We start from the raw sequence: 23,082 nt of genomic DNA, 5'->3' as shown, positions 1-23,082 counted from the left end.
GCGGCACCGCTCACGTCACGAAGAAGATCCCGGCGTCCGCGATCGCGGGGGTGTACTCGGCGAGCCGCGCCCTGAGCGCGTCCTCCCGCTGGGGGCGGTACAGGTCGTGGAACGCGCCGAGTTCACCTCCGTCGTCGGCGCCGCGCCGGATCTGTTCGGGGCCTTGGTCGGCCAACTGGCCGTACCACGGCGTCCCGTAGCGGGTGGACACGAACAACGGCCTTACGGACTCCGCCTGTTCGGCGCCGACGAGGTCGGGCTGGCAGCGATGGCGGCGCGGGGTGCGCGAGCCGGGCGGCACATAGCAGTGGCGCAGCCCGCCGATGCCGCGCCGGGCCACGTGCAGTCGGCCGGTGAACACGGAGTTCTCGGCGAACTCGACGGCGTGCGTGTGCACTTCCCCGATGACGGTGGTGCGGCGCAGGTGCAGCACGGCGTGCGCGTGGCGGCAGTCGGGGGCGGACAGGGCCGCGCGGTCGTCGCCGGTGGCGTCCAGGACGCTGTCGTTCAGCTGGATGTGGAGGGGGTCCTGGCTCACCTCGTCGCCGATGACCTCGATGGTGCCGAGGACGCTGTGCTCGATCCGGAGGCAGGCGGTGGTGCGTTCCAGGACGACGCTGGGTTCGTCGGGCGAGTGCGGCGCGCACTCGGGCTCCAGCGACCATCCGGGCACGAGCGTGGAGTGCCGGACGACGACGGCGCCGACGGGGCCGGTGACGTTGATGCCGCGCCCGGCGACGAGGAGCCCGTCCAGGACGATGCGCGGCCGTTCGTGCGGGGCGCAGTCGGCGTCCACGGCGCGGATGTTGAGGGCGTCGGGGCGGTTGCTGTACCAGTCGAGGAGCCGGATCACCGGCCGGGTGCCCTCGGCGGCGCGCAGTTCGAGGCGGTCGCCGGGGTCGAGGTCGAAGTCCAGTTGTTCCTGGTAGGCGCCGCTGTGGGTGATCTCGATGATGCCGGTCCGGCCGGGGCCGCGGTGGTTCTGCCAGGCCCGGTAGGCGTCCATGATCCGCCGGTACGGCCCGCCGGGACCGACCCGGTAGAGGTCGGCGTCGGGGCGGGCGCCGCGGTCGGGGCGCGGGTACTGGCCGCCGCCCATGTCGGCGGCGAAGGCGTGGTGGTAGTCGACCCAGACGCCCTGGCGGGGCGCGCGGCGGGCGCCGAACGCCATCCGGCCGAGCTCCGGGTCGACGGCGATCTGCCCGCGCCCGGGCCGGTAGCGCCAGTCGGACAGGTCGGCGACGACGATGTCCGCCGGCGGTACGGGCCGGTCCTCGCCGTCGCGCCGGATGCACAGGCTCTTGCCGGGGCCGTAGTAGTCGGCGAGCCGGTCGTGCAGCAGCCGGCGGGTGATGAACGCGGGCACGTTGTCCACGGCGGCGATGTGCGCGGGCGAGGGTTCGGGTACCGGGCGGGTGAGCAGCGGGGTGTCGTTGCCGAGGATGGAGAAGGTGTAGAGGTTGCGGGCGCGGTCGACGCAGTAGGCCGGTGATGTGGTGAGCGCGTACGGTTTGAGCCGCCAGACGAAGAGGCCGACCCCGGCCGGTGTCCACCCTCCTTGTGTCCGCGTCGAGTCGGCGCGGCGTACGTCGACGGTGCGGGACGTCGTGTCGAAGGGGCCGCCCGCGGTGGCGAGTGCCGAGCCGTCCCTGAGGTCGAGCAGCCGGCCGCGTTCGGTGCGCCGGCCGGTGCCGTGGAGTCTGACCGGCTGGGTGTGGGCCACGTGCCGGGACAGTTCGACGGCGCGGGCGGGCCAGTCGGCGACCCGGTCGGAGAGTTCCTCCAGCAGGTGCAGGGTGCCCTTGCGGCGCCGTTGGGCGACCGTGGCGGCCACGTCCCGGCGGGGGGCGACGGCCTCGGCGAGCGCCGCCCGGCCACCGTCGTGCAGCCCGGTGGTCAGGACGTGCTCGTAGCCGGGCAGGGTGCGGTAGCCGACGAGGTCGCCGAGGTAGGGCAGCACCCAGGGGGCGGCGGTCTCCACGAACAGGTCCTCGTAGCCCTGGTGCACGCCGTCGCGGACCCGGTCCAGTTGCTCGCCGATGACGGCGAGCAGGGCCCGCAGCGGTTCGCCCTCCTCCGCGTCGCGCGACCGGTGCCGGCGGGGCAGCAGTTCGGCGAGTCCGTCGGGGTGCCGGTCGGCCGGCGTGCGCGGTTCGGCGTCGGGGGACATCACTTGACCTCCGTCAGGATCAGGGTGTCCGCGGCCCGCGCCGACAGCATGGCGAGCTGGGCCGGGCGGATGCCGCGGAAGACGACCACCGTCCGGTCCTTGGGCAGGCGCCGGGTGTCGGTGATGTCCGGGTTGAGGCGCAGCAGCCGGCCGAGCGGGATGCCGTGGCGGGCGCAGACCGACGTCAGGGTCTCGCCGTCGGCGGCGCGGACCGTGTAGGTCCGCTCGTCGTAGGCGGCCGGGTGCGCGGGGACCGTGGGCCGGGGGATGCCGGGGCCGGCGAGCAGGGCGGTGAGCCGGTCCGGGGTGGCGGAGGCGGGCACGCCCGTGAAGACGTCCACGTCCATGTGGTCGACGCCGGGCACGGAGTGGGCGGTGGCGAGCACTTCGGTCAGGCGGGCGGGCCGGCCGAGTTCCCGCCCCTCGTAGCCGAGGCGGCGCAGCAGGGCCTGGCGCAGCCGGGGTTCGACGGTCTCCCAGGTGTGGTCCGGGGCGAGTTTCACCTTGGCGGCGATGAGCAGCAGGACGAGTTCGCGGGCGTCGACCCGGACCGGCAGGCCGGGGTCGCCGTACTCGGTCAGGGCGCGGCGCAGCGGCCGGAGGTTGTCGTCGGCGAGGGGCACGTCGTCGGTGCCGGCGACCGTCACGTGGAGCACGCGCCGCCGTCCGTCGAACAGTTCGCGGGCGGCGGCCCGGCCGATGCCGGCCCGGGAGCGGGCGAAGTCCGCGTAGTCGGCCGGGGAGACCAGCCGGTCCAGGGCGGAGACGGCGAGCGGGATCGTGCGACGGGTCAGGCCCGGCCCGTCCGCGTCCGAACCGCCGGTCGCCGGGAGCGGGTTGGTGACCGCGGTGACGCCGAGTGGGCGGGTGAGCGGCTGGGTGATCCGTTCGGCGGGGACGTCGGCGGCCTTGCCGGTGCCGAAGCGGTAGCGGGCGCGTACGTTCTCGTGTCCGCTGGGCAGCCGGGCGCCGTGGACGCCGTCGCCGAAGGTGACGGTGGTGCGGCCGTCGGCGGCGGTGCCGGTGATGTAGACGCGGTCGGTGGGGCCGCGTCCGGCGAGGCTGTCGACCTCGTGCCAGAGCAGGCCGTCCACGCGGATCTCCAGGACCGGGGTGGCGCCGGGCGGGTTGTCGGCGGCGAGCCAGGTCAGCGGGGACTGCCAGAGGGCGAAGGTCTGGTTGGCGCGATCGGAGTCGCCGCTGCCGAGGGCCTCCTCGCGGCTCTCGCCGTGGGTGGCCTCGACGACGTTGCCGAGGACGCGCACGCTCGCCCGGTCGTAGCGGTGGACCAGGTTCGTGGTCAGGGTGAGGTGGGTGTGGACGTGGTCACCGGGGAGGTGGGGGTCGATGGCCGGGTCGGCGGCGGCGAGGGTGACCACCTCGCTCGCCGTGACCCCGCTCGCGCCGGGTACGTCGGTGCGTTCGCCGCTGACGACGAGGGTGCGGCCGGGCCGCAACCCGTCGTAGAGCTCGGCGAGTTCGATCTCGTTGCCGTGTACGTCCTCGCCGAGCGGCTCGTCGGCCGGGCGCAGCGGCTCGCCGGCCGCGTGCACGGTGGTGTCGCGGATGTGGGAGAGCAGGACGTCGGCCTCGTCCAGCCAGGGGTCGGCCAGGGTGAGTTCGGTGCCGCGGCCGGTGATGCCGTAGTCGGAGTACGCCGCCGTCCGGGCGGCCACCACCTGGGTGGTGACGAAGGCGAGCGAGGCGTCGCCGGGGACGCTCGTGCCCTTGGCCGGGCGCTCGATCGCCACCCAGCTGCCGACGGTGACGGCGTCGTGGACGCTGTCCAGTCGCAGGATGCGGCGGTTGAGGGGGGCGGGTCTGCTCGCGATGACGATCTCGACGTTCGGTGCGGTGCCGCCGACCGTGTAGGTGACGCTCACCCGGTACGCGCCGTGGGGGAACTGCCTGCTGCCGCCGGGCTCCAAGGAGAATTGCTCGCTGGTGCCGCCGGTCACGGCGATGTGTACGGTGCCGTCGTCCTCGGGCCGGGAGACGAACAGGCTGCTCTCGGGCAGGCCGGCGTGGAGGCGTGCGGTGACCCCGGGTTCGCTGTCTGCGGCCGGACGGATCGGCTCGTGGTCGCGGACCGCCTGGGTGGACAGGTCGACCTGGCCGGGTCCCAGGGTGAAGGTGACCGGCCGGGTGACGGGCAGGTTCTCGGCGCGCTGGTCGGAGCCGCTGCCCTCGACGTACTGGAACTCGGCGCGGACCGGCGTCCGGCCCGCGGGGTCGTACACCACGCGCATGCTCGCCAGCGCGGCGCCGGTCAGCGGCCAGTCGGCGGTGCGGATGACGCGGCCGCGGGCGTCCTGGACCGGTTTGAGGGGGGCGGTCGCGCCGAAGGGGGCGGCGGTGACGCGCATCGCGAGGAGGGTGCGCAGCAGTGGGCCGGTGGCCGGGGCGGTGGCGGTGCGCCAGGCCGGGTAGAGGCCGGCCAGCCCTGGGTCGAGGGCGCTCAGCAGGCGGGCGGTGTCGGTGCCGGGACGGCGGGTGCGGGTCTCCTGCCGGGGCTCGGGGGCGGCGGCGCGCAGGGCGGGGAGGACCGTGTTCAGGGCTTGGAGGGCGGCTTCACGGGGATCGGGCCGGGCCTCGTGCCGTGCGGTGGCGTGGAGGCCCGCCCGGGTCCTCGGGGTGGCGTCGCCCTGCGCGGCGGGAGTGCCCGCGGCGGGGTCGGCGGGCCGGGCGGGGGCCTGCGCCAGCGCCCGGCCGGCCAGTTCCGCGAGGACCGCCGCCAACTGTTCGCACCACGCCGCGACGTCCTCGTACGGCTCCGCCAGGACCGCGGCCTCGCGCAGGCGGGCCACCGGCTCGCCCAGGCGGGTGGCGAGCCGCTCCGGGGTGTCGATGGTGTCCAGGTCGGTGCGCAGGGGGGCGAGGATCTGGTCGTCGAAGTCCTCGATCAGGCGGCTGACCGGGCGCGGGTTGGGGACGTCCGGGGTCGGCGGCTCGTCGCCGGGTTCGCCCGGGGCGGCCGGCTCGGCGGTCCAGCGTCGCACCTCCGCCACCAGCTCCTTGAGCGTGGGCGGGGCCGACTGGGCCAGGGTGAGTGCGGTGATCTCCTCCCCGGGGTCGGCGCGGACGCCGGCGATCGTGATCAACTTCCGTTCTCCGCCCGCCTGTTCGCCGAAGACGAAGAGGAGCTTGTCGCCGGTCCGCAGGGAGTTGGCCGTGCCCTCCACGAAGAGTTCGGAGCGGCGGGCGAGGTCGTCGGGGGTGAGGAGGGAGGGCCTGCGGCGCCGTACCGTCAGTTCGTTCCAGTCCCAGCGGGCGGTGAGGTCCCGGGAGGTCTCGAAGGTCAGCGACCGCTCGTCGGCGGAGGCGGGCACGCTGTGGCTGCGGGCCCCGCGCGGGACCGGCACCGGCAGGGTCTCGGCGCGCGGGTCGCGTTCGAGGGTGTACGCCAGATGGGTGGTGGCGGCCAGTCCGGGGCGCGGCCGGTGCCCGACGAGCCGGCCCAGCAGGACCAGGGAGCGGTGGTCGCGGGCGGTGCGGAGGTAGGCCTCGTCGGCGATCCGCTCGGAGTGGAAGGTCAGCAGGTCGCCGAGGACGGCGGCGGCGTCGAGGAGTCCCACGGCCGGGTCGTCGGGGGTGCGTACGGTGAGCCGGGCGAGGGCCGGGTACGCGGGTGAGGCGAGCCGGTCGAGGAGGGCGGCGAGGAAGGTGCCGTACTCGTCGACGCGGTAGTCGAGGGCGGTGCGGCCCGGCGGGTTGTGGAGGGGGGCGGGGGCGAGGCGCTCGTCGTGGCCGCCGCATGCGCCGCCGCAGGGACAGGGCCGGTTCATCGGGCTCCTCCCAGGGTGATCTCCAGCCGGCCCTGTTCGGGCCGGTCGGGGTCGTTGTCGCAGGTGGCGATCTCCAGTGGGCCGAGGCGCAGCAGGCCGTCCGCCCGCTCTCCCCGGTCCGGCTCGAACAGCCGCCGCAGCCGGGTCACTTCGACGCTCTCCACGCCGGGGACGGCCGCGGCGACGGCGACCAGGCGGCTGAGCCGTACGGGTTCGCCGAAGGTCAGGGCGTCGGGGTGCAAGAAGCCGAGCCGGCCGCCGGGCAGCCGGCCGCGGCCGAGGACGCGGTACAGGTCGGCCAGGATCCGCCCGTGCTGGTGACCGGGCAGCGCGCACACCCGCAGCGCGATGTCCACCGGCACCAGCCGGGCGGGGCCGACCACCAGGTCGTGACCGATGCGCCGGTACGTCTCCAGGGCCTGGGTCACCGTGTCGAGCAGGCGCGGCGACGGGGTGCCGCCGTACGCGTCGACGGCGATGTGGGCCTCCTGTGTGCTGCCGGTCCAGCGGAGGTCGGCGGCGGCCCGCTGGACGCCGGGCACAGCGGAGGCGAGTGCCGCGTAGTCGGCGGCGGTGACGGCGCGCAGCCGGGTGCGGCGCAGCTCCAGCGGGGCCAACTGGCGTACCTGTTCCACGGGTTCGGGTTCGGTGCCGCCGGTGGCCGGCAGCGGGTTGCGGACGGTGGCGGCGGGTACCGGCTCGCCGGGCTCGCCCGCCGTCACGACGAGATGGTTGATGGCCTCGGCGCCCACGTTGCCCGCGCTGCCGCCGCCGAGGCGGTAGCGCGCCGTCAGGCGTGTTCCGGGGGCCGGACCGGCGCCGTGCCGTCCGTCGCCGAAGCGCAGGGCGAGCCGTCCGTCGTCCTCCGGTTCGCCGACGAAGTGCCGGTCGCGGGGCGCGCTGTCGAGCAGGTCCCGGCGCGGCTCCCACACCGTCTCGCCGTCGGTGAGGCGTACGGCGGGCAGGGCGCGGCGCGGGTCCTGGGCGAGCGCGGCCCGGGCCGGGCCGCGCAGCACCGGCTCGTCGGGGTGGAGTCCGGTGGCGTACGCCGGGCCCCAGCTGTGCGCGATCTCCCAGGCGATGTGGGCGTCGAGGACGGTGCCGGCGCGGGCCCGCGCGGTGAGGACGTCGATGCGCCGCCGTTTGGCGTGGAGCAACTCGTCACGGCGGTGCAGCAGTTCGCGCAGGGCGCGGACGGGGTGCCGGCGCAGTTCCAGCCGTTCCAGCAGCTTCAGGCCGAAGAGCACGGCGAGTTCGGTGATCTCGTCCTCGGCGAGTCCGTCGGCGTCGCGGGCGCTGCGCCACAGCTCGATCAGCCGCTGCCGGACCCGGTCCGGGATCGCGGCGATCCGCTCCGCTTGTGCGGCGGCGACCGCCGCCGGGTCGGGGAACGGTACGGCCTGGGTGACGGGGGCGTGGCCGAGGACGGGGCGGAAACGCGGCCGGATGCCTGGATAGACGCTCTGGGCGAGCAGCGTCCGCAGGGCCGCGGCCTGCGCGTGCGCCGTTCCGGGCACCACGTGCTCGTGGCGCTGTCCGGCCCCCGCCAGGCCGATTCCGGCGCGGGTGACGGCCCGCTCCCCCACGACGTCGAACAGTTCGCGGACGTCGTCGGGGCGCAGTGCCCGGCCGCTTTCGGCGCGGTCCGTCAGCGAGGTGATGAGCCGTGCCGGCGCGTTGCCCCACGCCGGCTCCTCGCAGCCGTGGCCGGGCGGGCCGCAGGGCGCCACGACGGCCGGGGCCGGCGGCACGGTGACCGTCTCCGCGGTGCCGGAGCGGCCGTGGTCCACGAGGACGGCGTTGCCGCGGGCGAGGGTCACGTCCTCGACGGGCAGGCAGTCGCGTCCGCCCCGGGTGGTCAGGCGGAACGGGACGCGCAGGGCGTCCTCGGCGGCCCAGGTGACCTCCAGCACCGGCTGGTCCTCGACGCGGTCCAGGCCGGGGGTGACGGAGGTGAGGCGGACGGCCTGCCGGTGGGCGGGGTCGGCGTCGCCCGGGGTGCCGGTGCGCGGGCCCTTGACCTCCTCCAGGATCAGCACGTCGCCCGGTTGCAGGGCGAGCCCGCGCTCCCGGCGGGTCGCGGGGTCCGTCCACTCGTCGCGCAGGGTGGCGGCGGTGGCTCCCACGGGCAGCGCGCAGACCTCGCCGTCCCAGGTCCACAACCGGATCGCGTTGTGCGCGACCCGCAGTTCCAGCGGCTCGGCGGCGAGGACGGGTTCGAATACCTCCACGGAGCCGCGCTCGTCCAGGTCGCCGAGGTCGTTGTCGTCGATGACCGTGCCGGGTCCGGGGCGGTCGTGCGGGTCGAGGGCGCGTACGTCGACCGCGGCGAAGCGGTAGGTGCCGGGCGCCAGGGTGCGGTCGGCGGCGGTCTGGACGGTCACGTAGGTGCGGGCGTTGCAGCCGTCGTGCATCGGGTAGTCGATGAGCCGGACGTGCCGGCGTACGGAGACGCGGCGGCGGGCGGTGTCGAGGTATGCCTCGGTGGCGACGGCGTCCTGCTGGTAGCTGATCTGGTCGCCGGTGTAGGCGAGCAGTTCCACCAGGGTGGTGCCCAGGTCGGCCGGGTTGCGCTCGGCCCAGTCGGGGGTGGTCAGCGCGAGCCGGTCGAGCAGGAGCTTGCGGAGGGAGTCGTAGTCGCGGGCCGTGTAGTCGATCACGGGGGCGGCCGGGAGGGCGGTGTCGTCCTCGCCCGCGTCCGCGCGGCCGAAGGGGCTCGGGCAGTCGGGCCAGAAGCGGAACTCCGCGCCGGAGTAGCGCTGGTCGAAGCCGTGGTACGGCTCGGTACCGGGCCTGCCGTAGGGGTCGGCCTCCACCAGCGACAGCCGGTAGCGGGAGGTGTCGCCGGCCCGGTCGAGGGTGACGTGGAGCCGGTCGTCCAGTTCGGGGTCCTCCTCGCGTTCGACGCCGAGGTCCACGGCGGTGAGGCCGGTGACGCGCCGTCCGCCGTCGATGCGGACGTTCTCCGGGCCGAGGCCGCTGGGCGCCTTGCCGAGGAAGGTGACGGTGAGCAGCAGCCCGTCGTCGCTCACCTCGACGGCGTCGATCCCGTTGAGGTGGGCGGCGCGCACCTTGGCCCGCCGGGTGGCTCCCGCGCTCATGCCGCCCTCCCCTCGAAGAGGTCCTCCTGGACGGTGCCCGTGGACCGGACCAGGTAGGACAGTTGGACGCGTACGGTGTCGTCGGCGGCGGCGATGTCGAGGGAGACGACCTCGATCAGGTCGCCCAGCCAGCGCTGGAGGGCTGCCTGGACGGAGAGTTCGAGGGTGCTGACCAGTTCGGGGCCGATCGGCGCGAAGACCAGGTCGAGCAGTCCGCAGCCGAAGTCGGGGCGCATGACGCGCTCGCCGGGGCTGGTGAACAGCAGCTGTTCGATGAGGTCGTGGACGTGTTCGGCGGGGCGGGCGTGCGCGGTGCGGCCGCGGCGGTCGGCGTGGAACGGGAACGCGATGTCGCTGCGCGGGCGGGTGTGTCGGCTCGGCGGTCTCATCGGACGGTGACCTTTCGCTGCGCGGCCTGGACGACGGGTGGTCCCTGCGGGACGAGGGCCGCGCTGAGGCACTGGGCGGCACAGGTGTCGAGCAGCACGGGGGCGCCGTCGGCCGTGACGCCGGTGTCGGCGGCGGTCCAGCGGACGGACACGCACGGCGAGGGCACGCCCTCCACGGTGTGCGGGCAGCCGGTGACGACGTAGGCGTGGGCGGTCGTGGCCACGGTGACGCCGTCGACGCGGACGCCGCCGGAGGGTGCGGTGGCGGGTGCGGCTCGGCCGCCGTGCGGGCAGCCGATCACGGCGCCCGCGTGGAGCAGACTCCCGGACAACTCTCTTCCCCCGTTTGTCTATCGCTTGGACTGTGCGGTCAACTGGCCCTGGTTGATGGTGACTTCCCGGCCGCGCAGGGTGATCTCGGCTCCTGCTCCGGTGGCGATGACCACGGCTTCCTTGGTGATGCGGATGTAGGCGCCGCCCTGGGCCTGCAGGAGGATCCCCTGTTCGGTGCCGGCCGTGTCGTTGAGGACGATCTTGTGGTCCCCCGGGGTCTGTACGACGACGGGTTTGCTCGCCGCGCCGGCCCGCAGCTCGCGCCGGGCGTCGGGCGGCAGTTCGCTCGCGTCGCCGTACCAGCACCCGGTCCACACCGGGAAGCTGGGGTCTCCCTGTTCGAACTCCATCCAGACGCCGGCGCCGGGTGGCGGCACCGCGAACTGCCCGGACTCGGGCCCGGTGAACGGCAGGCAGGGCAGCGCCCAGGTGGACGGCTCGTCCCCGAGGACGTCCGGGACCTCGGCCGTGATCCGGCCGAGCCGCAACGGGTCGTCGTTGCTGACCACCCGGCCGCGGAACTTGCCGAGGTAGCGATTGCTGGGTGCCGCCATGGTCGGGGTGCTCTCCTCGTCGGTGGGTCGGGTGGGTCACGGCCGGACGGTGTCGCCGCGCGCTTCCAGGCCCTCCCGGGAGAGGGTGAAGTTCTGCTGGAAGGAGCCCGGGCGGAGGTTGTGGGTGACGGACTTGACGAAGTAGTCGCCGTCGTACGCGCGTCCGGCGCCGCGGACGCCGACGAGCCGGCGTGGCTGGAGGAGGTAGCCGTGCCGGCTGACGTCGAGCGAGCCGGAGCCGGAGATGACGTCGGCGGAGACGGCGGCGCGGGCGAGGAGTTCGGCCTCGGCCTGCTCGCGCTGCTGCTTGGCGGTGCCGGAGAGGGTCTTGCGTTTGAGCGCGGGGGTGGGCCGGCGGCCGAGCGGCGGGCGCAGGGGGCTGACCGGCGGCTGGGGCAGCAGGGTGGACTGGCGGGTGCCGGGGTCCTGCCAGCGCGCCTGGGGCTCCTCGCGGGCGGTGCCGTCGTAGGCGAAGGTCAGCTGGTCCACGGTGGACAGGGCGTCCATGTTGACGTTGAGGGCGTGCTGGCGCAGTCCGATGCGCACCTCGGGGCCCCAGCGTGCCGAGGAGTAGCCGGGGGCGGGACCGGGCTCCAGGTAGAAGGTGTAGCCGTTGGCGCGGGCCAGTTCGGTGATGTATTGCAGGTCGGTGCCGGTCTGGTAGTGGACGCGGAGGTCCTGGTGCGGGGGCTGGGCGATCTTCTCCTGGTAGACGTCGGGGCGGATGCCGTAGTCGGAGTACCGGCGCAGGATCGCCAGCACCCGCTGGGACGGCGGCAGGTTGGGGTAGCGGGCGGTGCGTTCCTCCAGGTCCATGAGGAGCGTCAGGTCCTCGCCTGTGACGGTCAGGGTAGAGTGGCCGGGGAGGTTGCTGGCGCCGACCTCCTGGCGGACGATCAGCCCGTCGAAGAGCACTTCGGGGGTGCCGCGGACGCTGACGGTGAGGACGACGCGGGTCTTCGGGTCGAAGAAGCCCTCGGGCAGCAGCCGTCTGCTGAGGAGCCCGTTCTTCGTGAGGTCGAAGGCGAACTGGAATCCGCTTCGCTCCCCCGCCGTGGTCGTGATCTGGGCGGACAGCAGTGCCTCGGCGACCTCCAGGGGGACCGGGCGGGCGAGCTTGGGGCCCATGAGGAGCTGGATGTGGACGGGGCCGTGCCCCACGGGCTGTTCAGACACGCTGCTCTCCCCGCGGGAACCCGCCGGCCAGCGGGATGCCGATGACCCGTCCCGGTTCGTCCGTCAACTCCCTGGGGTCCAGTACGGGGTTGGCGTCGGCGATCCGCCACCACTGGCCGGGGTCGCCGAGGAACCGCTGCCCGAGGAGGTCGGGCCGCTCACCGGCACCGACGACGTGCGGTTCGGTCTCCTCGTCCAGCGGCGGCAGCAATCGCCGTTTGGTGTACCGGACTTCCGTGCCGTCGGCGCGCCGGTGCACACCGATCTCGGCGTCGTGGTACCGGCTGGTGCGCGGGTAGGGGTGGGCGCCCGGGATCGAGTCCAGCGCGCTCTCGTACGGCTCGGTCTCCGCCATGTCGCCCCTCATCCCCTTCCGGTCAGGAGGTCGGCTCCGCCGAGGCCCGGCGTGCCGAGGCCGCCACCGCGCGCGGCGGCCGCGAGCCGCTCCTTCTGCGCCAGGTGGGCCATGTACAGGTCGGCGCCCCTGTGTCCGGCCGGCAGGTCGCTGACGGTCAGGATCTTCATCCCGATGCTGAGCGAGGCGCGGATCGGGTTGAGGTGCACGTCGAACGCCGATTCGTTGACGGACAGTTCGGTGAGCCGCACCGGCAGCACCCGCTTGCTCCCCCAGGTGAACAGCGTCAACGGCATCTCGATCGGGCTGATCTCGATGCTGCCCCGCTGCGCCAGCCTGGTCGCGGCGCGTAATTGCGCGGTGGTCGGCTGCACCAGCATCTCCAGCACGGCGAGCTGCGGATGGATCCCGTCCGGCGCGGCGATCTCCAGCTGGTCGGTGGCGTCGATCTCGGCGGTGAACTTCCACGTCTCCTGCGCGGGCCCCTTCAACCGCAACGCCTCGTTCCGGTCCCCACTCCCGGTCCCCCCACCACCGGCGTCCCCACCGTCCCCAGCGGACTGGGGCGCGATGCCGCGCTCCAGGGTGTCGGGGTTGAACTGGAGGACGATGACGCGTTGGGGGGTGCCGTGATCGGGGTCGACCACGACGAGGCCGGAGCGGATGGGTTTGGGGGTGTCGGGGTAGCGGGTCATGAGCGGCCCTCCTTTCTGCCCTGGCGGCTGGCGTTTCAGTTCACATTCGGCTGGTCCAGCCCCTCCAGCAGAAGTGCTGCACTACGTCGGACTTCATCATTCGGGTCGTTCAGCACAAGGGAGTTCGCGATGGACCGCACGGTCGCCCACTCCGCCAAGTAGCCCATACCGACGAGGAGAGCCAGACGCACCTCTGGGTCTTCTTCGCGAGCGACATTCCGCAAGGTCGCGGCAACTTGCGGGTCTTCATCACCAGGAGCGGTAGCCGCAACAAGGTAGACGGCGTGAATCTTCTCATCCGAATGTGAGGATTGCCGAAGAAAATCGAGGGCCTCTTCGCTGGTCCAGCAAGGAAGCGAGGCCCGAAGGAGGTGAACGACTTCGGAGACCTGCGCACCCTGGACAACTACGTAGCGGAGCCCAAGATAGGGATCCTCAAGAAAGGTGATGACCGTGTCACCAGTCTTCGTGATCCAGACCTGGCGCTGCGGTGACTCGCTCTCACGGGTGACCGAATGGATACGCCACTTCGCATCGTAAGCGACATAGCCCACTTGATCCCTGCTCACGTCGCGCTTCAGGACAATACGCGTGGCGTTCGACATGGAAGCCCTTCCCTTACTCAACCAGACCATGGTGCTCGACGATGAACTTTCTGATGAATTCCACGACATCGGCCTGAGTACCGCCCCAGACTTCTCCCCTGGAGCGTAGTTGAACCTCAAGCCAGCGGGTCACCAGGTCGACTTTACGCCACTCAAGCTCGCGCCGGGCTTCTTCCCTCCCGTGGTCGGCCACCCGCAGGCGTTCATTTCTGTCCTCCGCCACCAGGCCCCTGGCAGCGGGTGCCGCGCCTTCCATCGAGGCGGGGTAGCGGCCTCGTCCGCCTGTGCGCGTCCGTGACTCCACCGTGCCATCCTCGCCCTCGAACTCGGCGAATGCCTCGTGGAAGGTCATGTGTCCGCGCGCGATGAGGTCGATGGTCACAGGAGCGAGAGCCACGTTCTCCGGGTCGCGCACGGACTCTCGTACATACATCAGATAGACAACCCTCCCCAGTTTCTCGCGCTCCTTTTTTGTCACATCCTGAGGCCACAGCCCGGTTTCCAGGAATCCCTGTATCATTTGAGCAACTGTTGCATCCTTGCGGTCGAGCGACTCCAACGCCTTGACTGCCTCCGGGGCCAGGCCAGCAGACCTGTCCAGCTTCTTTCTCGCGCGACGCGACACTGTTTGCCAGACCCTTCTCAGGGTTCTGAACAGAGCCGGATAGGAGGTCACCCCCTTCACTTCCGAGTTGGTGGGATGAGGGGTCGCGTGCCAGTCGTAGATCCTCTGCCTGACGTTCCTTCTTCTACCTTGCTCGTTTTCATCTTCGCGACCAATGGTGTAAGCCATCATCGAACGAGGAATGTTCGCTCCCCTGGCCAACATGTGCGTGACCGCGCCGGGAAAGTCCGCTCCATGCGAAATATTGGGAAGTTCCTCGACGGGAATGTCACGCGTGGCTCGGCTGTCGACAGCAAGGAACGCTTCCTCATCAGCGATCCGCTGAGCCGCGTTGTGCACGGCCGTGATCTGAAGTACTCCTGTCACCGCCTCCCGAATTATGAGGCGAATTTCTTGCGGTGTAGGCACATAGGCTGAACCTGCACTGCCCGCTGGGTTCAGCGTCGCCAGGACGTCACGGTGATTCCCTGACTTCGCCGCTTCCAGCGAGGTAAGTCGGTACCAAGCGCGCATCCCGCTCAGCAACATACGGAACGGGACGCCCGTGGTGCCGCGCTTCAGAGTTCCCTTGATACGCGGCCTGATGCGGGCCAGGATCTTCTGGAGTCGCGCATCTTTGGTGTCCTGCGACTCTTCGTCTTTCTTGCGCTGGTCTTTTCTGTCCTGCTTCTCCTTGTCCGGACCCTTCTCAGTGAACCTCCGGCCCTCGTGCGTGTCGCGCTTGTGTCTCGGCCCCTTGGACTCGTGCTTCGCCTTGGACTCCTTCCCGCCCTTGTCTCTTCTCTTCGCCTCGGCCGGCTTGTCGCCCCCCTTGCCCTCAGTCCTCCACCTGCCAGGGCGGTCATCACCCTTTCCCTCGCCTTCCGACCTGTCACGCCTTTCGTTGTCGGCGGGCTTGCTCCTGCCGCTCCCTGGGTCCGCGGTCGGTCGCCGCGGACCAAGGGTGTCCCCGTCACCGGGCCTGGGCTCGGCCGACGCCTTGCCGTCCGGGCTCTTCGGTCTTGGCTCCGGCTCGTTCTTCGGCCTCGGACGCGGTTCCGGCCGGGGTTTCGGCTTCGCCGGTGGGGTGGGCCTGGTGTCCGGCTTTTCGGTGGGGTTCTTCGGGGGGCCGTTTCGGTCCTTGGACGCGGGCTGCCCAGGCTGGCCGTTCGTGGTCTGGGGTGTCTTCGCGTCGCCCGGTGTCCTGGCGGGCGGGGCGGGCTTGCGGCCGGTGGGCTCCTCGGTCTTCGGCTTCTTCGGGGCCCGGCCCTCCGTGTCCTCCGCTCCCGGGCGCCCCCGGTCCCCCGGCTTGCCGGACTTGTCGTTGGTGAGGTTCGCCGCGACGCCCCGCAGGCGGCGGCCCACCTTGGCGACGTACTTGCCGATCCCGCTGAGAAGGGCCTGGTAGAGGACCTCCAGCAGCGCGACCACGCCCGCGGCGACGGCCTTGGCGAAGAGGATGCCGGCGCCGCCCGTGCGGACGGCCTTGAGCCAGGTGAGGACCGCGTCGAGGGAGCTGAGGATGGCACTGAGGGCACCCCAGGCGGTGCGGATCGCGTCGATGACCGCCATCACCCAGCCGGCGCCCGGAATGAGCTTCGCGACGACCTTGGTGATCACCAACTCACCGATGATGAGCGGGAGTTGCGGGACGACCGCGTCCCATGCCTCCTTGACGATCCGGTCGAGGGTGAAGCCGCCCTTGACGAGCTTGTCGATGATCGCCTTCGGGACGCCGATGATCTCCTGGATCTTCTCCTGGAACCACGCCTTGACGGCCGCGGACACCTCGCGGAACAGGTGGTTCTTCGCGCCGTCCACCGCGGAGTTCTTCGCGCCGCCGAGCCAGCCCCCCGGGTCGGAGAGGAAGTCGACAGCGATCATCATCCAGGCGCCCAGCGCGCTCAGGAGCTTCGAGGCGAACTCCAGGACCGCCTTCACCGCCTCGACGACCGCCTTCACCGCCGCCTGGAGCGCCTTCCTCAGGATGTCCAAAAGGCCGCTGAGCAGCTTGCCGATGGCGTCGAGGAGGTCGGAGACGGCCTGCTTCAGCGCCTGGGCGAGCCGGTTGACCAGGGCGATCGCCGCCGAGATCAGGTCGGTGACGAACTTGCGGATCCTCGCGGCGAGTTCGATCACCGCCCGGACCATCGCCACCGCGAACTCGATCAGGTCCTTGATGAGGTTCTTGATCGCGTCGACGATGCTCTTGCGGGCCTCGTTGATCCAGCGCTCGACCGTGTCCTTGAAGTTCCTGATGAAGCCGACGACCGCGTCGCGGGCCGCCCGGATGACCCGGACGATCGCGTTCTTGATGTCGATGACCTTCTGCTTGATCCAGTCGAAGGCCTTGCTGACCCAGTTGCCGGACTCCTGGACGGCGCCGTCGCGCTTCTGGTCCGCTTCGCGTTCGGCCTTGTCGCTCTCGTCCTGGATCTTCTTGTCGCTGTTCTGCTTCTCGTTGTCGACGTCGTCATCGGTCTTCTTCTCCTTGTCCGCGACGTCCTTGCGGACCTTGTCGTGCCGCTCGCTCTTCTTGTCGCCGAGGGACTGGAGTTGCTCGTCCTGCTCCTTGCGCCAGTCCGCCCGCTGGGCGGTGACCTCGCCCATGGCCTTCGCGCGCTCGGCGGCCTGCGACTCGGTGTTCGCCGCGATCTCGGCGTCGACCTTCTGCCGGTGCCGGTCCCGCGCGTCGCGGACGTCGCGGTCCTTGGCCTGCCGGCCCTCGGACATGCTCCGCGTGCCATCGGTGAACGCCGCCTGGAACTGCGGGCCCCGCTCGTGCTCCGCCACCTCGGAGGCGGCCTCCGGGGGTACGGCGCCGGTCGTCCCGCCGCCGTCGGCCGCCGCGCCCTGACCGCCCCGTGCTCCGGGGACCTTGGCGGTCATCGTCTCCTGGGGCGCGTCCGGGTAGACCTGGTCCTCGCCCATCCGCCGGCCGGAGTCCTCCCGGGCGGTGTCGATCGTCTGCCGGCCCTTGGCGTCGACGTGGCCGTCCTGCTCGCCGGCCGACCGCTCCGCCGCCCCGGTCATGCCGACTCCCGGCGCATCGCCCGCCCGGGCCTGCTTGAGGGCCTCGTCCTTCGTCGGCAGCCCCGCGAACTTCGCGGCCAGCGCCTGTGGATCCACCACCGGCTTGTCGGCGCCGAGGAGGTTCGCGACACCGTTCACGATCTTGCCGCCGATGAAGCCGAGGGCCATCTTGAAGGTGTCCCACCCGCCGGGCTCCTCGGCCTTCTCCGCCTCGATCTGGCCCTCGGGCTGCTTGGCGCCGGTGACCTCCGCGTCCTTCTGCTCGGGAGCCTGGGCTTCCTGGGGCCTGTCCTGGGAGTACTCCGCCGGGGCGTCCGTCGTCGGTTTGCCCCGCAGCGTCTGCGGCGCGCCTGCCGGGCGCTGCATCGTGGGGGGCGCGGAGGCCAGGGCCTGGTGCTCGTCGCCGACCGAGCGGTCCACCGCGCCGCCGACCCCGCCCATGGCCTGAAGTGCCTTGTGCGGCTTGAGTTTCGCGGCCGTCGCCAGGCCCGCCTCGGGGGACACCCCGGAGAGGTCGGGTACCGGCGCGCCGTCCTTCTTGCCCTTGGACCGGGCCGGGGCGGCACCCGCGCCACCGCCACCGCCACCGCCACCGCTGCCGCCCCGGGAGGCTCGCCCGTCGGCCGATTCGGGCTCCGGCGCCGGCCGCGGCGCGGGTTCCGGCTCGGCGGGCGATTCCGTGGCCGTCCTCGCCGGTGCCGGTGCTGCCTTCGCGGTGGGCGCGGGCTGCGGAGCCGCCGCCGCGCGGGGCCCCGGCGTCGTACGGGCCTCGGGGGCCGGTGCCTCGCCCGCGCCGGGCGCCTGCGTCACGGGAAGTTCGGACACCGTGCCCGGCGCCGTCGGGCCGGGTACGGCGGCGGACGCGTCCGGCACGGATGCCGGGGACCCGGCGCCCTGCGCGACCGCTGTCGGCCGTCCGGCGGTCCCGGTCGAACCTGCCTCCGCGCCCGCCTCCCGGGCCTCGGCGTCCTTCTGCGCCGACTGGCCGCCGGTCGCCTTCGGGGACTCCTTCTCCTGGCCGCCGGCTCCCTTGTCGCCCGCGGCGGCGGTGCCCTGTTCCTCCTTCGCGGCCGTCTCCCCCGCCGCCCCGCCGCCCTCGGAGGCCCCGTCGGCCCGGCCCGGCGCCTGCTGCACCGTGGTCTGCGCGGCGACCGGGCCCGCCTTCGGGTCGTCTCCGCCCTTGGGGTCACGGGTCCCGGGGGCGGGCGGGACCGCGGTGGCCTGTGCCACCGCCGGTCCGGAGGACCCCGCGCGGTCCGGACCGCCCTCGGTCTCCGGCGCGGACGTCCCGGGTTCGTCCCCGGGGCCGGTCGCGGCCGTCTCCTCCTCCGGGCCGTCCTCCGCCTCCTCCGCGTCCTCCGCGTCCCGCTCGGCCTGTACCTGTTCCGCCCTGGTCGGCGGCGGGGCGGGGAAGGACGGGACCGACGCCGACGCGGACGCGCCCGGGACGAGCGCGTCGGCCGTCGGTACGGCGGACACGTCGAGGTCCCGCTCCGGCAGGAAGTCCTCGGGCCGGAGTCTGACGTCCCAGGCACTCGGCTCCCCGCCCCCGACGTCGACCTCGGACTCGCTGCCGGAGCCGAAGGGGTCCTCCTCGGTCCTCTCCTCGGGACCGTCGATGTCCTGGCTGCGTCTGCCCTCGAGGGTGCTGAACGGCCCCGGGAGCCGGACGTCCGGGCCCGAGGCCGTCGGCGAACCGGTGGGCTTCTTCTGGCCGCTCTTGTCCTGCTGCCGCAACTGCTGCCCGGCGACGGCGGCCTCGGCCGCGCCCGGGCGGTTCCGCGCCGCGGACTCCTCCTTGCTCGCGGCGGAAGTCCGCGTCTCCCCGGTCTGCTCCCCGCCGTCCGGGCCGGCCTTCCCGCTCTGCTCCCGCCCCGCCGTCGGTGTCGTCTCCGTGTCGCTTCGCCGTTCGCCGGCCGGCGCCGCCCCGGGGGCTGCCCGCAGGGTGTCCTGCTCCTGTCCGCCGGTGGACGCCGCCGTACCCGCCGTGCCCACCGCCGGTGCCGGGCCCCGCGCCGGCCCTGGTGACCCCGGTGTCCGCCGCCTCCCGTGCGGCGCCTCCCCACCCTGCGGAGTAGTCCCGTGCTCGGGCGTGCCGCCGTTCTGGGGGGTGCTGCCGGCCGCGCCCTGGTCGTCGGCCCGTTCCTTCTCCGGTCCAGGGGCGATGCCCGGCCGTTCCGCGTCGGCCCGCCGCTGTTCCCGTGACCGCAGCGCCTCCTCCCGTTCGGTGCGCAGCTGTTCGGCGACGTCCGGCTCGATCGCGGGCGCGTCGTGCGCGTTGACCTCCAGGTCCTGGGCATGGTCGTCGTATGCCCCGGTCTCTTCGACGAGGTCGAGCACCCGGTCGTGCTCCGGGGCCAGCAGCCGGTTCTCCAGGCGGACCAGCACGCCGTCGAGCAACTCCTCGGGCAGGCGGGCGAGTTGCTTGCGGGTGCGCCGGGACAGGTCCTCCGGGTCGCCCCGCAGGGACCGTACGACCGAGTTGGCGAGCCGGTCGAGCAGGGTCGCCGGGTCGACGGCCTCGGCCCGGCTGCGGTCGGCGTGCACGGTGGCGTAGCGCAGCCAGCCGGGTGTGGGCCGGCTCTCGGTGACCTGGGGCGCGGTCTGCTCGGTCGAGGGGCGTACGAGGTCCTGGGCGGCGGACTCGGCCTCGCGTTCGATGGACTGCTGGGGCAGGCTGACCGCGCCCGGATCGCGTCCCGCGCGCAAGGCGCCCAGGCCGTGCGGGTTCTGGACGGAGTGCAGCAGTTCGTGGGCGAGGAGGCGGCGGCCGTCGCCGGTGCCGGGCCGGAAGGCGCCCGCGCGGAAGAGGATGTCCTGGCCGACGGCCACGGCGTCGGCGCCGAGCAGCTCGGTGAGACGGTCGGCGTCACGGTCGGTGTGCAGGCGGACGCGGCTCAGGTCATGGCCGAGCTGCTCCTCCAACTCCCGGCGCAGGCCGGGGTCGAGGGGCTGCCCGGCGCCGCTGACGATGTTCTTCGGTTCGGGCGTACGGGACTTGGCGGCGCGTTCCCTGCGTCTGCGGCGCCGCTGTTCGGCCGTCTCCCGGGCTGCCGCGTCCTGGGCCCTGGCGGTCATGGGGTCACCTCCCCGTGGCCGCTGAGCCCGTCGTGGACCGCGCGGGCCAGCTCCTGGCCGAGGCGGCGGGCCGACAGTCCGGCGGGCAGCGGCGGCAGGCCGGTGAGCGCCTCCACGGTCACGGCACCGTTCGCCGCCAACGGCACGCCGTGCTGCCGTACGAGGCGGGCGAGTTCGCGTTCGAACGCGGCCGAGACCCGGGCCGGGTCGGCGTGGAAGCCGTCGAGGACCAGTTCGCCGATCTCCACGCGGATCGCCGAGGGCCGCCTGTTCACACCCATCCGCGCACCTCCGCGGGGGTCAGTGAGCGCTCCAGCTTGAGGTATTCGGTGCGGGCGGCGGCGAGCATGTGCCGCATCCGCAACCGGTCGCCCTCCTCGGCGGCGAGGAACGCCCCGGACAGGGCGATGTTCCGGATGGAGCCGCCCGCGACGGTGAGCCGGGCCAGCAGGTCCGGGTCGATGTCCTTGAGCGGGGCCTGCGGCGGCAGCACGCGGCGCCAGATCTCGGCGCGTTCGTGCTCGGCCGGGAAGGGGAAGTCGACCACGAAGCGGATGCGGCGCAGGAAGGCCGTGTCGAGGGCCTGCTTCATGTTGGTGGTGAGGATGGCGAGGCCCCGGTAGGCCTCCATCCGCATCAGCAGATAGCTGACCTCCAAGTTGGCGTACCGGTCGTGGCTGTCCTTGACCTCGCTGCGCTTGCCGAACAGGGCGTCGGCCTCGTCGAACAGCAGCAGGGCGCCGCCGCGTTCGGCGGCGTCGAAGACACGGCGCAGGTTCTTCTCGGTCTCGCCGATGTACTTGCTCACCACCTGGGAGAGGTCCACGACGAACAGGTCCAGGCCGAGTTCGTTGGCGATGACCTCGGCGGCGAGTGTCTTGCCCGTGCCGGAGCCGCCCGCGAACAGCGCGGTGACGCCGAGCCCCCGGCGCAGGGTGGCGGCGAATCCCCATTCCTGGAGGACGGTCGGCCGCCGGCGCACGTGCGCGACGATCTCGCGGAGCACGGCGGTCTGGCGGTCGTGCAGCACGAGGTCGTGCCAGCCGGCCCGGGGTTCCGTCCGGCGGCCCAGTTCGTCCATGCCGACGCGGGCCTCCTCCAGTCCGGCCCGCCAGGCGAGTTCGGCGGCGCGCGCCTCGTCCTCGTGCGGCAGTCGGCGGCCCACGGCGGCCGCGGTGGAGCGGATCACGTGCGGTGGCAGGTGGAACTGGGCGACCAGGGAGCGCAGTTCACCGTCGGCCAGGTCGGCCACTCCCGTGAACGCGTCGGCCCAGAGGGCGAGTCGCTCGTCGTCGTCCAGGCGCGGCACGGCCACGCGGGTCCCGGGCGGGCGCCCGGTGGGCAGCGGGTCCTGGCTGGAGACGACGACGGGTACGGCGGCCCCGGCGAGGAACGCCTCGGTGGCCGCGCGCTGTTCGCGGTCCAGGTCGCCGGCTTCCACCAGCAGGGCGGCGGGCAGCAGGATGGCCTCCCGCTGCCACAGCCGGGCCAGGCGGTCGCGCTCGGCGGGGTCGGCCGGCAGGTCCTCGGCGCTCATCGCGTAGAGCCCGAGGCCGCAGCGGGCGGCCGCGGTGGCCGCGAGTTCGGCGCGGCTGCGCGGGTCGCCGCCGGTCACCTCGACCACGGGTGGCGCGCCGGGGTCCCGGCCGTCCTCCCGCCAGCCGTCGGCGAGCCGGCTCGCGGCCAGGTCGTACGACGGCGGGAGCGCGTCCGGTGCGGTGGTGCGGCGGAGTCTGCCGTGCAGCCGGGCGTCGAGGTGGGGCGAGTCGAGCAGGAAGTGCAGGACGCGTTCGTCCAGCCGGATCCGGGAGACGGTCAGCCGGGTCTCGTCCTCCAGTTCCACGATCCGCCAGCGGCGCAGCGGTGCCACGGGGGTGAGGGCGCTCCAGTGCGGTTCGCCGAGGGCGGCCAGGGCGAGGGAGAAGGTGGGGTACGCGCGCCGGGGGTCGCCCGCGGCCGCGGCGCACCGGGCGCCGGTGGTGGGGTCGAGTTCGTCGGCGGCGGTGAGCAGGACCAGGTCGCGTTCGAAGGGGGTGAGTCCGAAGAGGGTGACGAGGGCGTCGAGCGGGGTGGCGAGGGCGGGGGCCGGGGCGGGCCCGGGGGTGGGGGCGGTGCCGGGGTCGGCCTGCTCCCCGGTGGCGTGGCCCTGGCCGGTGCGGGCGGCGTGGGCGTCTACGCGGGCCAGGACGCGCCTGATCCCGGCGGTCAGCGCGGTGCCGCCGCCCGTCGTCGGCTCCTGGTCGTCTCCCATGTGTTCACCTGCCCCCGTCGGGTCGTCCGTGCCGGATCAGTCGTGGTCGGTGTTCTCGGTGCCGTCCGCGTCGCGCTTCGTCCCGCGTGCGGGTGGCCGCGCCGCCTTGGCCGTCCTGGGCGTGCTCTTGCGGGCGCGGGCGGGCGTCTTGGCGGCGGCTTTCGCGGGAGCCTTGGCAGTGGTCCTCGCCGGGCTTTTCGCCACGGTCCCGGCCGCCTTCGCCGGCGCGGCCTCCTCCGTTCCGGTCCGGTCCCCGTCCGCCGGCCGGGTGTCCGTCGCTCCTGCCCGGTCCTCCCCCGGGCTGCCACCCGTTCCCGGCGGCACCGGCGCCCCCGGGGCGCCGAACGGCAGTACGCGTACCTCCGGCCGCTGGACCGGCTTGGCCGGTACCGGGGTCTCCTGGCCGTCGATGAAGATCAGGGATGCCTGGTAGACGACGGAGAGGGCGTAGGGGGTCTGGTAGAGCATTCCCCACAGCTTCGACGTCTCGTCGATGTCCATCACGTTCGGTGTGAACCGCACGCGCTGCGCCGTCTCCGCGAGGTCGCTGCCCGCCAAGTAGGGCTTTTCCCCGGCGAGTTCGATGATGTCCTTGGGCAGGACCGGGATCTCGTGCAGGGTGCGCACGACCGAGCCGAGCAGCCGTTGGGCGACGAGTTCGGTCTCGTCGCCGTACGCGCTGATCACGTAGTTGAGGTCGAGCGCCGCCCGCGCCCGGCGCGTCAGGGTGCCGTCGGGGGCGCGGGTGGGCAGGTCGTCGTTGCGCCGGGAGGGGTTGGGGGCGACCTGGTAGAGGAAGACGGAGATGGTGGGGTCGGCCGGCGGCTCGGTGGGCGGCTTGCGCGGCTCCACCTTGACGGCCATGTCGATCTCCGGCTGGAGGTGGGACTCGATCAGCAGGGCGAGGGCCTGGCTGACATGGGCGATGGCGAGTGCGTTGCTCATGACGTCGG

General features: G+C 73.1%; 14 protein-coding genes. All 14 read right to left on the bottom strand.

Annotated features, from left to right (window positions below):
• Positions 1-10: 10 nt before the first annotated feature.
• From ACSURM_RS36315 to ACSURM_RS36250, 14 genes are read right to left on the bottom strand one after another with little or no spacing between them, the layout of a single operon-like run.
• Complete coding sequence (locus tag ACSURM_RS36315; protein ID WP_436960276.1) at positions 11-2,170, bottom strand: hypothetical protein; 2,160 nt, start codon at positions 2,168-2,170, stop codon at positions 11-13.
• A complete protein-coding gene (locus ACSURM_RS36310; protein ID WP_436960274.1) occupies positions 2,170-5,955 on the bottom strand; it encodes a putative baseplate assembly protein in 3,786 nt (1,261 codons plus the stop codon). The genes ACSURM_RS36315 and ACSURM_RS36310 overlap by 1 nt, the downstream gene beginning before the upstream one ends.
• On the bottom strand, positions 5,952-9,056 hold the full coding sequence (locus ACSURM_RS36305; protein ID WP_436960272.1) for a putative baseplate assembly protein: 3,105 nt from the start codon (positions 9,054-9,056) through the stop codon (positions 5,952-5,954). The genes ACSURM_RS36310 and ACSURM_RS36305 overlap by 4 nt, the downstream gene beginning before the upstream one ends.
• Positions 9,053-9,445 (bottom strand): GPW/gp25 family protein, encoded by a 393-nt coding sequence (locus ACSURM_RS36300; RefSeq protein ID WP_436960270.1) that lies wholly within the window; start codon positions 9,443-9,445, stop codon positions 9,053-9,055. The genes ACSURM_RS36305 and ACSURM_RS36300 overlap by 4 nt, the downstream gene beginning before the upstream one ends.
• Entirely contained in the window at positions 9,442-9,777 is a 336-nt protein-coding gene (locus tag ACSURM_RS36295; protein ID WP_436960269.1) for a hypothetical protein, read from the bottom strand. The genes ACSURM_RS36300 and ACSURM_RS36295 overlap by 4 nt, the downstream gene beginning before the upstream one ends.
• A gap of 18 nt (positions 9,778-9,795) precedes the next feature.
• Positions 9,796-10,332 carry a phage baseplate assembly protein V gene (locus ACSURM_RS36290; RefSeq protein ID WP_436960267.1) on the bottom strand — a complete coding sequence of 179 codons (537 nt, stop codon included), beginning with the start codon at positions 10,330-10,332 and terminating at the stop codon, positions 9,796-9,798.
• A 36-nt stretch (positions 10,333-10,368) separates the two neighbouring features.
• Positions 10,369-11,508 (bottom strand): hypothetical protein, encoded by a 1,140-nt coding sequence (locus ACSURM_RS36285; RefSeq protein WP_436960265.1) that lies wholly within the window; start codon positions 11,506-11,508, stop codon positions 10,369-10,371.
• On the bottom strand, positions 11,501-11,863 hold the full coding sequence (locus ACSURM_RS36280; RefSeq protein WP_436960263.1) for a hypothetical protein: 363 nt from the start codon (positions 11,861-11,863) through the stop codon (positions 11,501-11,503). Before ACSURM_RS36280 ends, ACSURM_RS36285 begins: the two co-directional genes overlap by 8 nt.
• A gap of 8 nt (positions 11,864-11,871) precedes the next feature.
• Complete coding sequence (locus ACSURM_RS36275; RefSeq protein ID WP_436960261.1) at positions 11,872-12,558, bottom strand: hypothetical protein; 687 nt, start codon at positions 12,556-12,558, stop codon at positions 11,872-11,874.
• Positions 12,559-12,593: 35 nt separating this feature from the next.
• A complete protein-coding gene (locus ACSURM_RS36270; RefSeq protein ID WP_436960259.1) occupies positions 12,594-13,163 on the bottom strand; it encodes a HEAT repeat domain-containing protein in 570 nt (189 codons plus the stop codon).
• Positions 13,164-13,176: 13 nt separating this feature from the next.
• Positions 13,177-19,878, bottom strand: a complete 6,702-nt coding sequence (locus ACSURM_RS36265) for an eCIS core domain-containing protein (RefSeq protein ID WP_436960257.1) — start codon at positions 19,876-19,878, stop codon at positions 13,177-13,179.
• Positions 19,875-20,159: a hypothetical protein gene (locus ACSURM_RS36260; RefSeq protein WP_289967522.1), complete on the bottom strand. Its 285-nt coding sequence runs from the start codon at positions 20,157-20,159 to the stop codon at positions 19,875-19,877. The genes ACSURM_RS36265 and ACSURM_RS36260 overlap by 4 nt, the downstream gene beginning before the upstream one ends.
• Positions 20,150-22,129, bottom strand: coding sequence for an ATP-binding protein (locus ACSURM_RS36255; RefSeq protein WP_436960255.1), 1,980 nt, complete (start codon positions 22,127-22,129; stop codon positions 20,150-20,152). The genes ACSURM_RS36260 and ACSURM_RS36255 overlap by 10 nt, the downstream gene beginning before the upstream one ends.
• 36 nt (positions 22,130-22,165) lie before the next feature.
• The gene (locus ACSURM_RS36250; protein WP_436960253.1) at positions 22,166-23,074 is read right to left on the bottom strand and encodes a DUF4255 domain-containing protein; all 909 of its coding nucleotides are present in this window, start codon (positions 23,072-23,074) and stop codon (positions 22,166-22,168) included.
• Between the last annotated feature and the right edge of the window lie 8 nt (positions 23,075-23,082).

It is taken from the genome of Streptomyces sp. SudanB182_2057 (assembly GCF_964272715.1).
In the GTDB taxonomy this organism is placed as follows: Bacteria; Actinomycetota; Actinomycetes; order Streptomycetales; family Streptomycetaceae; genus Streptomyces; species Streptomyces rubradiris.
This window is presented reverse-complemented; position numbering and strand designations above follow the sequence as displayed.

Coding starts and splice junctions, on each gene's coding strand:
- ACSURM_RS36305 (WP_436960272.1), bottom strand. CDS start 9,056: ATGAGCGCGGGAGCCACCCGGCGGGCCAAGGTGCGCGCCGCCCACCTC.
- ACSURM_RS36265 (WP_436960257.1), bottom strand. CDS start 19,878: ATGACCGCCAGGGCCCAGGACGCGGCAGCCCGGGAGACGGCCGAACAG.
- ACSURM_RS36270 (WP_436960259.1), bottom strand. CDS start 13,163: ATGTCGAACGCCACGCGTATTGTCCTGAAGCGCGACGTGAGCAGGGAT.
- ACSURM_RS36310 (WP_436960274.1), bottom strand. CDS start 5,955: ATGAACCGGCCCTGTCCCTGCGGCGGCGCATGCGGCGGCCACGACGAG.
- ACSURM_RS36250 (WP_436960253.1), bottom strand. CDS start 23,074: ATGAGCAACGCACTCGCCATCGCCCATGTCAGCCAGGCCCTCGCCCTG.
- ACSURM_RS36255 (WP_436960255.1), bottom strand. CDS start 22,129: ATGGGAGACGACCAGGAGCCGACGACGGGCGGCGGCACCGCGCTGACC.
- ACSURM_RS36315 (WP_436960276.1), bottom strand. CDS start 2,170: ATGTCCCCCGACGCCGAACCGCGCACGCCGGCCGACCGGCACCCCGAC.
- ACSURM_RS36275 (WP_436960261.1), bottom strand. CDS start 12,558: ATGACCCGCTACCCCGACACCCCCAAACCCATCCGCTCCGGCCTCGTC.
- ACSURM_RS36300 (WP_436960270.1), bottom strand. CDS start 9,445: ATGAGACCGCCGAGCCGACACACCCGCCCGCGCAGCGACATCGCGTTC.
- ACSURM_RS36260 (WP_289967522.1), bottom strand. CDS start 20,159: ATGGGTGTGAACAGGCGGCCCTCGGCGATCCGCGTGGAGATCGGCGAA.
- ACSURM_RS36280 (WP_436960263.1), bottom strand. CDS start 11,863: ATGGCGGAGACCGAGCCGTACGAGAGCGCGCTGGACTCGATCCCGGGC.
- ACSURM_RS36290 (WP_436960267.1), bottom strand. CDS start 10,332: ATGGCGGCACCCAGCAATCGCTACCTCGGCAAGTTCCGCGGCCGGGTG.